Genomic DNA, 12,702 nt, shown 5'->3' on the forward strand with positions numbered 1-12,702 from the left:
ACCCGACGGCTCGAAGTACGAAACCGTCGAGGCGATCCCACGCACCTGACCGCTCCACGAGTCCGAGCCGCACACGGCCCGGAGGATGCGGCGGAACTCATAAGCACCGGGCCGATGGCGTCCCTGCACCCAACATCCCCACATCCACGACACTGTGAGGACGGTCGACAGATGGCGCTCACGCCTCCCCATTCCCGCTTCGGGACCGTGCCTGGCCCGCAGGGCCTGTACGACCCTGCCCACGAGAAGGACGCCTGCGGTCTCGCCATGGTCGCGACCCTCCGGGGCACGGCCGGGCACGACATCATCGACGCCGCGCTGGAGGCGCTGCGTCACCTCGAGCACCGCGGCGCGGTCGGCTCCGACGCCGGTACCGGTGACGGCGCCGGCATCATCACCCAGGTGCCGGACGCCTTCCTGCGCGCCGTCGCGGGCTTCGACCTGCCCGCCGCCGGCCGGTACGCGGTGGGCAACGCGTTCCTGCCGAGCGCGGAGGACGAGCGTGCCGAGGTCAAGGCGGCTCTCGAGTCCATCGCGGCCGAGCACGAGCTGACCGTCCTCGGCTGGCGGTCCGTCCCGGTTCGTCCGGACGAGCTCGGCACGCTGGCCCGCCAGGCCATGCCGGTGATCGAGCAGCTCTACGTCGCGTCCACCCGCGTCGATGAGAACGGCGAGGCCGTCTCCGGCATCGCGCTCGACCGCCAGACCTTCTTCCTGCGGAAGCGGGCCGAGCGCGAGCTCGACCTGTACTTCTCGTCGCTGTCGAGCCGCACGCTCGTCTACAAGGGCATGGTCACCACGCTCCAGCTGGAGCCGTTCTACCCGGACCTCTCCGACGAGCGCTTCGCATCGAAGCTCGCCCTCGTGCACTCGCGCTACTCGACGAACACGTTCCCGTCGTGGCCGCTCGCGCAGCCGTTCCGGATGATCGCGCACAACGGCGAGATCAACACCGTGCAGGGCAACCGCAACTGGATGCGCGCCCGCCAGTCGCAGCTGGAGAACGAGCTGCTCGGCGACCTGAAGCCGGTGTTCCCGATCGTCACACCCGGCGCCTCCGACTCGGCCTCCTTCGACGAGGTCGTGGAGCTGCTGTCGCTGAGCGGCCGGTCGCTCCCGCACGCCGTCATGATGATGGTGCCGGAGGCCTGGGAGAACCAGACCGAGATCGACCCGGTCCGCCGCGCGTTCTACGAGTACCACTCGATGCTCATGGAGCCGTGGGACGGCCCCGCCGCGATCGTGTTCACCGACGGCTCCGTCGTCGGCGCGACGCTCGACCGCAACGGCCTGCGCCCCGGCCGGTACGTCGTCACCAACGACGGCCTCGTCGTGCTCGCCTCCGAGATCGGCGTGCTCGACTTCGAGCCCAGCCGCGTCGTCCGCAAGGGGCGTCTGCGTCCCGGCCGGATGTTCCTGGTCGACACGGTCAGCGGCCGCCTCATCGAGGATGAGGAGATCAAGTCCGAGCTCGCCGCCGGCGCTCCCTACGAGGAGTGGCTGGACGAGGGCCGGATCAACCTGAAGGACCTCCCGGAGCGCGAGCACATCGTCCACACCCCGGCGTCGATCACGCGCCGCCAGCGGACGTTCGGCTACACGGAGGAGGAGGTCCGCATCCTCCTCCGCCCGATGGCGACCACCGGCGCGGAGCCGCTCGGCGCCATGGGATCGGACACGCCCGTTGCCGTGCTGTCGGAGCGCCCGCGCCTGCTGTTCGACTACTTCACGCAGCAGTTCGCGCAGGTCACCAACCCGCCGCTCGACTCGATCCGCGAGGAGGTCGTCACCTCCCTGAAGCTCGGTCTCGGCCCGGAGCGCAACCTGCTGTCGGCCGGCCCCGAGCACGCCAAGCAGGTCGTGCTCGACTTCCCGGTGATCGACAACGACGAGCTGGCGAAGATCCAGCACATCGACCCGCGGCCGGGCAGCACGCTGACCACGACCGTGCGCGGCCTGTACCGCTCCGACGCCGGCCCCGACGCCCTGGAGCGCCGTCTCGCCGAGATGTGCGACGAGGTCGACGAGGCCATCGCGGCCGGAGCGCAGTTCATCGTGCTCAGCGACCGCGACTCGACGAAGGACCTCGCGCCCATCCCGTCGCTGCTGATGCTCGCCGCCGTGCACCACCACCTCATCCGCTCGGAGACCCGCATGAAGGTGGGCCTGATCGTGGAGGCCGGGGATGTGCGCGAGGTGCACCACGTCGCCCTGCTCATCGGGTACGGCGCCTCGGCGATCAACCCGTACCTGGCGATGGAGACCTGCGAGGAGCTCGTCCGCAGCGGGATGATCACCGGCGTCAGCCCCGAGAAGGCGGTCAAGAACGTCATCAAGGCGCTCGGCAAGGGCGTGCTGAAGATCATGTCGAAGATGGGCATCTCGACGGTGTCCTCCTACGCGGGCGCTCAGGCGTTCGAGGCCGTCGGGCTCAGCCAGGAGTTCGTCGACCAGTACTTCACCGGAACGACGAGCAAGCTGGGCGGCGTCGGGATCGACGTCATCGCGGCCGAGAACCTCGCCCGTCACGAGAGCGCGTACCCCGCCGAGGGCGCCGCGCTCGCGCACGAGCGCCTCGCGACCGGCGGCGAGTACCAGTGGCGCCGCGACGGATCTCCGCACCTCTTCAACCCGGAGACGGTCTTCCGCCTGCAGCACTCCACGCGCACGCGGCGGTACGACGTGTTCCGCGAGTACACAAAGCTCGTCGACGACCAGTCCGAGTCGCTGATGACCCTGCGCGGGATGTTCTCGCTCAAGGAGGGCGAGCGTCCGCCGGTGCCGCTGGAGGAGGTCGAGCCCGTCTCGTCCATCGTCAAGCGCTTCTCCACGGGTGCGATGAGTTACGGCTCCATCTCCAAGGAGGCGCACGAGACGCTCGCGATCGCGATGAACCGGCTCGGCGCCAAGTCGAACACCGGTGAGGGCGGCGAAGACCTCGACCGTCTGCTCGACCCGGAGCGCCGCAGCGCCATCAAGCAGGTCGCCTCCGGCCGCTTCGGTGTGACGTCGATGTACCTGACCCACGCCGACGACATCCAGATCAAACTGGCGCAGGGCGCGAAGCCCGGCGAAGGCGGGCAGCTGCCGCCGACCAAGGTGTACCCGTGGGTGGCTCGCACCCGCCACGCGACCGCCGGTGTCGGCCTCATCTCGCCGCCGCCGCACCACGACATCTACTCGATCGAAGACCTCAAGCAGCTGATCTTCGACCTGAAGCGCGCCAACCCGGGCGCCCGCGTTCACGTCAAGCTCGTCTCGGAGTCGGGCATCGGCGCGGTCGCGGCCGGCACCGCGAAGGCGCTGGCCGACGTCATCCTGGTCTCGGGCCATGATGGCGGCACCGGCGCATCCCCGGTCAACTCGCTGAAGCACGCGGGGACGCCGTGGGAGCTGGGGCTCGCCGAGACGCAGCAGACCCTGATGCTGAACGGGATGCGCGAGCGCGTCGTCGTTCAGGTCGACGGCCAGCTGAAGACCGGCCGCGACGTCATCGTCGGCGCGCTGCTCGGGGCCGAGGAGTTCGGCTTCGCGACCGCGCCGCTGGTGGTCTCCGGCTGCGTGATGATGCGCGTCTGCCACCTGGACACCTGCCCGGTCGGCGTCGCGACGCAGAACCCGGAGCTGCGCGCGCGGTTCTCGGGCAAGCCCGAGTTCGTCGTCAACTTCTTCGAGTTCATCGCGGAAGAGGTGCGCGAGTACCTCGCGGCCCTCGGCTTCCGCACCCTCGAGGAGGCGATCGGTCACGCCGAGCTGCTCGACGTCGACCGCGCCATCGACCACTGGAAGGCGTCCGGTCTCGACCTCGCGCCCATCCTGCACGGTCCGGCCTTCGGCCCGGAGGCTCCTCGGCGCAACGGCCGGGCGCAGGACCACGAGCTGGAGCACCACTTCGACGTGCAGCTGATCGACGCGGCGCGCGACGTGCTGGAGAACGGGGGCCGCATCGAGCTGAGCCTTCCGATCCGCAACACGGAGCGGGCCGTCGGCACGATGCTCGGCCACGAGGTGACCGTCCGCCACGGCGAGAACGGCCTCCCCGCCGGCTCCATCGACATCACGCTCACCGGTTCGGCCGGCCAGTCGCTCGGCGCGTTCCTCCCCGCGGGCATCACCCTGCGGCTGGAGGGCGACTCCAACGACTACGTCGGCAAGGGGCTCTCCGGGGGCCAGATCGTCGTGAAGCCCCCGCGCGACAGCGTGTTCGCCGCCGAGCGGAACGTGATCGCCGGCAACGTGATCGGCTACGGCGCGACGCAGGGGAGCATGTTCATCCGCGGGATCGTGGGCGAGCGCTTCCTGGTGCGCAACTCCGGTGCGACCGCGGTCGTCGAAGGCGTGGGCGATCACGCCCTCGAGTACATGACCGGTGGCCTCGCCGTGATCCTCGGCGGCACCGGGCGCAACCTCGGCGCCGGCATGTCCGGTGGCACCGCGTACGTGTACGACCTGAAGCCGGAGCGGGTCAACCGCGACTCGCTCGCGACCGGCGAGCTCGAGCTCCTGCCTCTCGGGAGCGCGGACATCGAGATCGTGCGCGACCTGCTCGAACAGCACGCCGCCGAGACGGGCTCCGAGCTCGCCGCCCGGATGCTGGAGGACTTCGACGAGACCGTCGCGAAGTTCGTCAAGGTGCTGCCGCGGGACTACGCCGCGGTGATGCAGATGCGCCAAGAGGCCGTTGACGAGGGTCTCGACCCCGACGGCGACATCGTGTGGAACAGAATTCTGGAGGTGACCGGCGGATGATGCTGCCTGATCCTAAAGGCTCCGTCGAAATGGAGGTGACCGGTGGCTGACCCCAAAGGCTTTTTGAAGGTGACGGAGCGGGAGCTGCCCAAGCGCCGCCCCGTCTCGGTCCGGCTCATGGACTGGAAAGAGGTCTACGAGGCCCAGGACCCGGCGCAGCTGCGCCGCCAGGCCGGCCGCTGCATGGACTGCGGCGTGCCGTTCTGCCACTCGGGCTGCCCGCTCGGCAACCTCATCCCCGAGTGGAACGACCTCATGTGGCGCGGTGAGGGCCGCCAGGCGATCGAGCGCCTCCACGCGACGAACAACTTCCCGGAGTTCACCGGGCGGCTGTGCCCGGCGCCGTGCGAGTCGTCCTGCGTGCTCGGCATCAACCAGCCGGCCGTCACGATCAAGCAGGTCGAGGTCTCGATCATCGACCAGGCGTGGCAGCACGGCTGGGTGCAGCCGCAGCCGCCGGAGCGCCTCACCGGCAAGACGGTCGCGGTCGTCGGCTCCGGCCCTGCCGGCCTCGCCGCCGCCCAGCAGCTGACGCGTGCCGGCCACACGGTCGCCGTGTACGAGCGGGACGACCGCATCGGCGGCCTGCTGCGCTACGGCATCCCGGACTTCAAGATGGAGAAGAAGCACCTCGAGGCGCGTCTCAACCAGATGATGGCCGAGGGCACGCGTTTCCGCGCCGGAGTCGACATCGGCACGGACATCAGCTGGGACGACCTGCGCGCCCGGTACGACGCGGTCGTCGTCGCGACCGGCGCCATGGTGCCGCGCGACCTGCCCATCCCGGGCCGTGAGCTCTCCGGCGTTCACTTCGCCATGGAGTACCTGGTGCAGCAGAACAAGGCGGGTGCGGGCGACCAGATCGCCGACCAGATCACGGCGGACGGCAAGCACGTCATCGTCCTCGGCGGCGGCGACACCGGTGCGGACTGCATCGGCACCGCACACCGTCAGGGCGCCGCGAGCGTCACCAACCTCGCCATCGGCAAGCAGCCGCCGTCGGAGCGTCCGGACCACCAGCCGTGGCCGACCACGCCGACGCTGTTCGAGGTCCAGTCCGCCCACGAGGAGGGCGGGAAGCGCGAGTACCTCGCGTCGACCGTCGAGTTCCTCTCCAACGAGTTCGGCGAGGTGCGCGCCCTGCGCGTGGCCGAGACCGAGTTCCTCGACGGACGCCGGGTGCCGAAGGCCGGAACCGAGCGCGAGATCCCGGCCGACCTGGTGCTACTGGCCCTCGGATTCACCGGCCCGGAGCAGCAGGACCTGTCCTCGCAGCTGGGCCTGCCGTTCGACGGCCGCGGCAACGTCGCGCGTGATTCCGATTACCAGACGGAGCAGGAGGGCGTGTTCGTCGCCGGCGACGCCGGCCGCGGTCAGTCCCTGATCGTGTGGGCTATCGCAGAGGGCCGGGCAGCGGCGGCCGCTGTTGACCGGTATCTTGAAGGGGAGACGCAGTTGCCGTCTCCGATCCGTCCCACCGACCGCGGCATCCTCGTCTGAGCGAGGCGATGCCCGCACGACCGGGCGCCACCAAGAAATCACGCGCCGTCGGCGCAGAATCACGGAGCGAACAGAAAAGCATGAGAAGGGCCAAAATCGTCGCGACCCTCGGGCCGGCGACCTCCAGCTACGACAACATCCGCGCGATCATCGACGCGGGTGTGGACGTGGCCCGCATGAACCTGAGCCACGGCAGCTACGAGGTGCACGAGGGGGTCTACGCCAACGTGCGCAAGGCCGCCGACGACGCCGGGAAGCCGGTCGCCGTCCTCGTCGACCTCCAGGGCCCCAAGATCCGCCTCGGCAAGTTCGAGGCGGGCCCCTACGAGCTCGCCGAGGGCGACATCTTCAAGATCACCACCGAGGACATCATCGGTACGAAGGAGATCTCCTCGACGACGTTCAAGGGCCTGCCCAACGACGTCAAGCCGGGTGACTACCTGCTCATCGACGACGGCAAGGTGCGCGTGCGCGTCGTCGCGGTCGACGGCCCGGTCGTCACGACCGAGGTGATCGTCGCCGGTCCCGTCTCGAATAACAAGGGCATCAACCTGCCGGGCGTCGCCGTGAACGTCCCGGCGCTGTCCGACAAGGACGAGGCCGACCTGCGCTGGGGCCTCAAGCTCGGCGCCGACCTGATCGCCCTCTCGTTCGTCCGGAACGCCAAGGACATCGAGCGCGTGCACGAGATCATGGCGGAGGAGGGCCGTAAGGTCCCCGTCGTCGCGAAGATCGAGAAGCCGCAGGCCGTGGATGCGCTCGAGGAGATCATCGAGGCGTTCGACGCCATCATGGTCGCCCGTGGCGACCTGGGCGTCGAGCTGCCGCTCGAGGCCGTGCCGATCGTGCAGAAGCGCGCCGTCGAGCTGGCCCGCCGCGCGGCGAAGCCGGTCATCGTCGCGACGCAGATGCTGGAGTCGATGATCTCGAGCCCGGTGCCGACCCGCGCAGAGACCTCGGACGTCGCGAACGCCGTCCTCGACGGCGCGGACGCGGTCATGCTCTCGGGCGAGACCAGCGTCGGCGAGTACCCGACGGTCACCGTGCAGACCATGTCGCGCATCGTCACCTCGACCGAGGAGCACGGTCTGGACCGAATCCAGCCGCTCGGCACCCGGCCCCGCACCCAGTCGGGCGCGATCACGCTCGCCGCGGTCGAGGTCGCCGACTTCGTCGAGGCGAAGTTCCTCTGCGTCTTCACCGAGTCGGGCGAGTCCGCCCGCCGCATGGCGCGTCTGCGCAACAAGATCCCGATCCTGGCGTTCACGCCGGAGGAGTCGGTTCGCCGCCGCATGTCGCTGTTCTGGGGAGTCGAGTCGTTCGTCGTCGGCCGCGTCACCCACACCGACCAGATGGTCGCGCAGGTGGATGAGGCCCTCAAGTCGACCGGCCGCGCCGTCGACGGCGACAAGGTGATCATCATCTCCGGTTCCCCTCCCGGGATCCCCGGAACCACCAACGACATCCGCGTGCACCGGGTCGGCGACGTCCTGTAGCACCGGTCGGAAGGGCCCCGCTTCGGCGGGGCCCTTCTGCGTTCCCGGGCTGCGTCCGGGCGCCCGCCCTCGTCGCGGCGCGGGTCCGGAGGACTTCCGAGCCCCTGCGCTCGCATCCACCTCCCTTTCCCGCATTCTGCGGCGCGTCGAGTCGGCTTCTCCTCCCTTTCCACCGCCGTGCGAGTCGAGGGGACGCGTCCATTCGGCGTCCCGGAGGCGGCCGGAAAGGGAGGCGATCCGGCGCGACACGCCGAGGATAGAACGGGAACGGAGGGGATCGGAGGGCCGGCCCTGACCGCGTCCTCCGTTTCCGTCGACTGGCGGTTCTGAGCGCGGCGACCGGGTCGGGCTTCCGGGGCGTCGTCCTCAGGGATGACGCGGGGTACGACCGGGGGATGAAGTCCGGCTTTGCCAGCCAATCCGGAGGGTCGGGGGCGCTCCGGCGCGCGTATCCTCGGGCTATGGAACACCGTTGGATGCGCTGGGCGCCCGCCGTCGTCGCCCCCGTGGCGATCGCCGCCGCCGTCATCGTCTCGCCCCTCGCCGCCGGAGCGTCGGACCTCCCCGTGAAGTCGCCCTCCGACGTGCTGCGGCTGGTCGCCGCGAGCGACACGCGGTCGTTCTCCGGCACGGTCGAGCAGAGCTCCGAGCTCGGACTTCCCGAGCTCCCCGCGACCACGTCGAAGGGCATGGACGACGGCGATGCCGCGAGCCTGCTCGAACTGGCTCTCGCCGACCACACCGCGAAGGTGTGGGTCGACGGCCCGACGCACGTACGCGTCCAGGTGCTCGACAAGCTGGCCGAGCGGGATGCGATCCGCAACGGCGACGACCTCTGGCTGTACGAGTCCAACGGCAAGAAGGTCGCCCACGCGACCCTCCCGGACACCGACGCGAAGTCAACGCCTACTCCGGACGCCACGGCCCTGACGCCGTCGCAGCTGGCGCAGCGTTTCCTCGCGGCGGTCGACCCGTCCACGAAGGTGACCCTCGGCGACGAGACGAAGGTGGCCGGACGCGATGCATACGACCTCGTGCTGACCCCGCGCACCGACGCCACCCTCATCGGCACCGTCTCCATCGCGGTCGACGGTAAGACCGGCATCCCGTTGAAGGTCGCCGTCACCGCCCGTGGCGCGAGCGCGCCCGCCTTCGAGGCCGGCTTCACCGCGTTCAGCGACCAGAAGCCGGATGCCGGTGTCTTCTCGTTCACGCCGCCTCAGGGTGCGAGCGTGTCCGAGCAGAAGCTGCCGACCGGTGACCAGTTCAAGGATGCCGCGGGCTCGCACCCGAAGCCCGCTGTCTCGGGCGAGGGTTGGGCGACCGTCGTCTCCCTGCCCGCGGGCTCGGCTCCGGCCGGGGTGGCCGACGACCCGCTGTTCCAGCAGCTGACCCAGCCGGTCGACGGAGGCCGGGCGCTGAGCTCCTCGCTGGTGTCGGTGCTCATCACCGCGGACGGCCGTGTCCTGGCCGGATCCGTCCCGGTCTCGGCTCTGCAGACCGCGGCGGCGCAGGCGACCGCGCAGTGACCGACGCGGCGATCGCGACCAGCGGGCTCACGAAGCGCTTCCGGTCGCGGGCGGTCGTCGACGGCCTCGACCTGAACGTTCCGCGCGGTTCCGTGTTCGGCTTCCTCGGCCCGAACGGGTCGGGCAAGACCACGACCATCCGGATGCTGCTCGGCCTCGTCTCCCCGTCCGCCGGGTCGATCCGAGTGCTGGGGGAGGCGATGCCCGACCGCGGCGCACGCGTGCTCCCGCGGGTCGGTGCGCTGGTCGAGGGGCCGGCGTTCGCGCCATACCTCTCGGGCACGGCGAACCTCATGCGGCGCGACACCGCCGACCGCTACGCTCCGGGCGCCACCCGCCGCGCGCGGGTGGAGGCTGCGCTCGAACGCGTCGGCCTGTCGCACGCGGCCGGCAAGCATGTCCGCGCCTACTCGCTCGGGATGAAGCAGCGCCTCGGGATCGCGGGCGCACTCCTGACCGACCGCGACCTCCTGGTGCTCGACGAGCCGACGAACGGGCTGGACCCGCAGGGCACCCGCGAGGTGCGCGCGCTGGTGCGGTCGCTCGCCGACGAGGGGACGACGGTGTTCGTCTCCAGTCACCTGCTGGCCGAGATCGAGCAGGTCTGCACGCACGCGGCGATCATGCGCACCGGCCGGCTGGTCGCGCAGGGGTCGCTCGACGAGCTCCGGAGCGCGTCCGGTCCGCGAGTGGCGGTCGAGACGCCGGATGCGGCACAGGCAGTCGGTGTGCTGAGCCGGTTCGGTCTGGACCCCGTCGTGACGGGCAACGGAGTCGAGGCGTCCCTGGGCGACGCTGCTCCGGCGGCCGAAGAGCTGTCGGCGGCGCTGGTCGGCGACGGAGTGCGGCTGCGTGGGTTCGCCGTGCGCTCCTCCAGCCTGGAGGAGCGTTTCGTGGAGCTCACGGGGGAGGGCTTCGATGTCGAGCAATGAACTGCCGAGCAGTGAGCTGCCGAGCAGTGAGCTCTCGGGAGCGGCGCCCGCCGCCGAGCCGACGGGCACCGAGCAGGCGATCCAGCCGTCCGTCACGCGCCCGGCGGGCGGGGTCGCGGAACGTCGTGAGCGTCCGAGCGGGGGATGGGCGCTGCTGGGATCGGAGATCTCGGTCATGTTCCGGCGCTGGCGCACCTGGGCGATGCTGGGTGCTCTCGCGGCCATCCCGCTGCTGATCGCCATCGCGGTGCGGGTCACCGGCGGCAGTTCGCGCGGTCCGGCCTTCCTGAGCGAGATCACCTCCAATGGGCTGTTCGTCGCGTTCACCGCCCTCGTGGTGTGCGTCCCCCTGTTCCTTCCGTTGACGATCGGCGTCGTCGCCGGTGACACGATCGCGGGCGAGGCGAGCCACGGCACCCTCCGCTACCTCGTCATCGCTCCGGCCGGGCGGCTCCGGCTGCTCGCCGTCAAGTACGCCGGGAGCGCGGTTTTCTGCATCGCGGCCGCGCTGGTCGTCGGGCTGGCCGGAGCACTGATCGGCATGCTGCTGTTCCCCATCGGCCCGGTCACCCTGCTGTCCGGGATCCAGGTGAGCATGGGGGAGGCGTACTTCCGCCTGCTGCTGATCGCCCTCTACATCGTGGTGTCGCTGCTCGGGCTGTGCGCGATCGGGCTGTTCCTGTCGACGCTCACCGACGTCCCGGTCGGCGCCATGGCCGCGACCGCCGTGCTGGCGGTCGTCTCGCAGGTGCTCGACCAGCTGCCGCAGCTGGAGGGGCTCCACCCCTGGCTGTTCAGCCACTACTGGCTGGGGTTCGGCGACTTCCTGCGCGATCCGATCTCGTGGGATTCGTTCGGCGACAACGCGCTGCTGCAGCTCGGCTACATCGTCGTCTTCGGGGCGCTGGCGGTCGGCCGGTTCACCACGAAGGACATCCTCAGCTGATCCGTGGGGCGCGACACGCCGTTATGCGGCGCGCATAACGGCGTGTTGCGTCCCACAGGCGCGGGTCAGGGCACGGACTCGGCGGTCTGCTCCAGCTCGGAGCGGGGATGGTCGCGCTGCGTCGCGATGGTGATCCCGGCCGCGAGGCACACCACCACGATGCCGACCAGCTGGATGAGCGTGAAGTGCTCGCCCAGCACGATGACCCCGAACACGGTGGCGACCACCGGCCCGAAACTCGTGATGACGGCGTACAGCCGCGGAGTGATCCGGCGCAGGATGAAGGTATCCAGGCTGTACGGGACGGCCGACGACAGCACGCCGAGCGCCAGCAGGAGGAGCAGCACCCGCGCATCCACTCGGCTGTAGTCGATGACGACGAGCGCGATGGGCACGGTCAATACTGTGGAGACGATGCTCGCCACACTGAGGCCTTCCAGGCCCGGCAGCCGCATCGCGACCTGACGGGTGAGCAGGATGTAGGCCGCCCAGGCGGCCGCGGCGGTCAGCGCAAGCGCGACCCCGAGAGGGTCGACCGTCCCCTCGGTCGCCGTGAGGAGCAGGACGCCCGCGGCGGCGGCCACCGCGCATCCCGCATCCAGCAGGCGACGGGATCCGGCCAGCGCGAGGGCGAACGGGCCCAGGAACTCGATGGTGGCCGCGATGCCGAGCCCGAGTCGCCCGACGGCCTCGTAGAAGCTGAGGTTCATGGCGGCCAACACGACGCCCAGCGCGAGGGCGGGCCACAGCCGCCGCCACGTCAGTTCCGCGCGGCGCGGCCGGTAGAACGGCAGCACGGCCGCGGCCGTCACGACCTGCCGTGCGGCGACGACGACGACGGATCCGACGATCGGGATGAGGAGGCCGGCCAGCGCCGAGCCGTAGTTGATGCTCACTTCCGTCGCCACTTGGGTACCCGCGCCGACGAGGCGGTCGCGACGGGTGGAGCTCACCCGGTCGAGCTTACCGGCCGGCGGGGCTCAGACCGCCCGGCGCATGATGGCGCGCGTCGCACTCGGACGGCGCACCACCTCGAACCCGCCGTCGAGGAACAGCGAGACGGTGCCGTGATAGCGCTCCGCCGCCGACAGCGACGGACGCACTTCCGTGTCGACCGGGTACCCCTCGACCGACTCGGCGCCCTGGGCTCGGGCATGCTCCACCGCGCCGTCGAGCAGCATCCGGGCGACGCCCTGACGGCGGAACTCCGAGCGGACCACGAAGCAGGTGACCGCCCAGGGGTCATCGGGGTCGCCCTCGCGCCGCTTGGTGATGGGCGAGCGCGCGAGCGTCGGATACGCGGAATACGGCTCAATGGCCGCCCAGCCGGCGGGCTCGCCGTCGACCCAGGCGATCACCCCGGGGGAGCCCTCCCGCACCTGGTCGTGCAGCAGCTCCCGCCGCTCGTCGACCGAGAGCCGGTCGTTCTGCGACCGCGGCACCTTGAACCACTGGCACCAGCATCCCGATGGGTCTCCCGGTGTGCTGAACACGGTCTCCAGATCGCCCCACACGGCGTCGTCGACGGGACGGACCACGGTGTCGCTCAT

At 70.5% G+C, this 12,702-nt stretch carries 8 protein-coding genes; 6 read left to right on the forward strand and 2 right to left on the reverse strand.

The genetic code is table 11. From position 1 onward, the window contains the following. Window positions 1-171 precede the first annotated feature (171 nt). The 6 genes from gltB (at window position 172) to BLR91_RS07325 (ending at window position 11,152) form a co-directional block, all read left to right on the forward strand. A complete protein-coding gene (gltB, locus tag BLR91_RS07300) occupies window positions 172-4,749 on the forward strand; it encodes a glutamate synthase large subunit (RefSeq protein ID WP_089876093.1) in 4,578 nt (1,525 codons plus the stop codon). Between the two features lie 42 nt (window positions 4,750-4,791). After that, on the forward strand, window positions 4,792-6,249 hold the full coding sequence (locus BLR91_RS07305) for a glutamate synthase subunit beta (protein WP_020077509.1): 1,458 nt from the start codon (window positions 4,792-4,794) through the stop codon (window positions 6,247-6,249). A gap of 80 nt (window positions 6,250-6,329) precedes the next feature. Then, window positions 6,330-7,745 (forward strand): pyruvate kinase, encoded by a 1,416-nt coding sequence (gene pyk / locus BLR91_RS07310; protein WP_018191177.1) that lies wholly within the window; start codon window positions 6,330-6,332, stop codon window positions 7,743-7,745. 476 nt (window positions 7,746-8,221) lie between these two features. Beyond that, the gene (locus BLR91_RS07315; RefSeq protein ID WP_089876091.1) at window positions 8,222-9,274 is read left to right on the forward strand and encodes a LolA family protein; all 1,053 of its coding nucleotides are present in this window, start codon (window positions 8,222-8,224) and stop codon (window positions 9,272-9,274) included. Next, window positions 9,271-10,206 carry an ABC transporter ATP-binding protein gene (locus tag BLR91_RS07320; RefSeq protein WP_020077511.1) on the forward strand — a complete coding sequence of 312 codons (936 nt, stop codon included), beginning with the start codon at window positions 9,271-9,273 and terminating at the stop codon, window positions 10,204-10,206. The genes BLR91_RS07315 and BLR91_RS07320 overlap by 4 nt, the downstream gene beginning before the upstream one ends. Continuing rightward, window positions 10,193-11,152 carry an ABC transporter permease gene (locus BLR91_RS07325; RefSeq protein WP_089876089.1) on the forward strand — a complete coding sequence of 320 codons (960 nt, stop codon included), beginning with the start codon at window positions 10,193-10,195 and terminating at the stop codon, window positions 11,150-11,152. The genes BLR91_RS07320 and BLR91_RS07325 overlap by 14 nt, the downstream gene beginning before the upstream one ends. Before the next feature lie 65 nt (window positions 11,153-11,217). Here the strand turns inward: BLR91_RS07325 and BLR91_RS07330 are convergent, their stop codons facing one another. Together BLR91_RS07330 and BLR91_RS07335 are read right to left on the reverse strand one after the other, a co-directional pair. Beyond that, window positions 11,218-12,105 carry an EamA family transporter gene (locus tag BLR91_RS07330; RefSeq protein ID WP_089876087.1) on the reverse strand — a complete coding sequence of 296 codons (888 nt, stop codon included), beginning with the start codon at window positions 12,103-12,105 and terminating at the stop codon, window positions 11,218-11,220. Window positions 12,106-12,132: 27 nt separating this feature from the next. Next, on the reverse strand, window positions 12,133-12,702 hold the full coding sequence (locus tag BLR91_RS07335; RefSeq protein ID WP_089876085.1) for a GNAT family N-acetyltransferase: 570 nt from the start codon (window positions 12,700-12,702) through the stop codon (window positions 12,133-12,135).

This window comes from Leifsonia sp. 466MF (assembly GCF_900100265.1).
Taxonomy (GTDB): Bacteria; Actinomycetota; Actinomycetes; order Actinomycetales; family Microbacteriaceae; genus Leifsonia.

Bases quoted from the DNA above. Each gene is read 5' to 3' on its own strand.
- pyk (WP_018191177.1), top strand. From the start codon at position 6,330: ATGAGAAGGGCCAAAATCGTCGCGACCCTCGGGCCGGCGACCTCCAGC.
- BLR91_RS07315 (WP_089876091.1), top strand. From the start codon at position 8,222: ATGCGCTGGGCGCCCGCCGTCGTCGCCCCCGTGGCGATCGCCGCCGCC.
- BLR91_RS07325 (WP_089876089.1), top strand. From the start codon at position 10,193: ATGTCGAGCAATGAACTGCCGAGCAGTGAGCTGCCGAGCAGTGAGCTC.
- gltB (WP_089876093.1), top strand. From the start codon at position 172: ATGGCGCTCACGCCTCCCCATTCCCGCTTCGGGACCGTGCCTGGCCCG.
- BLR91_RS07335 (WP_089876085.1), bottom strand. From the start codon at position 12,702: ATGAGCGACACCGTGGTCCGTCCCGTCGACGACGCCGTGTGGGGCGAT.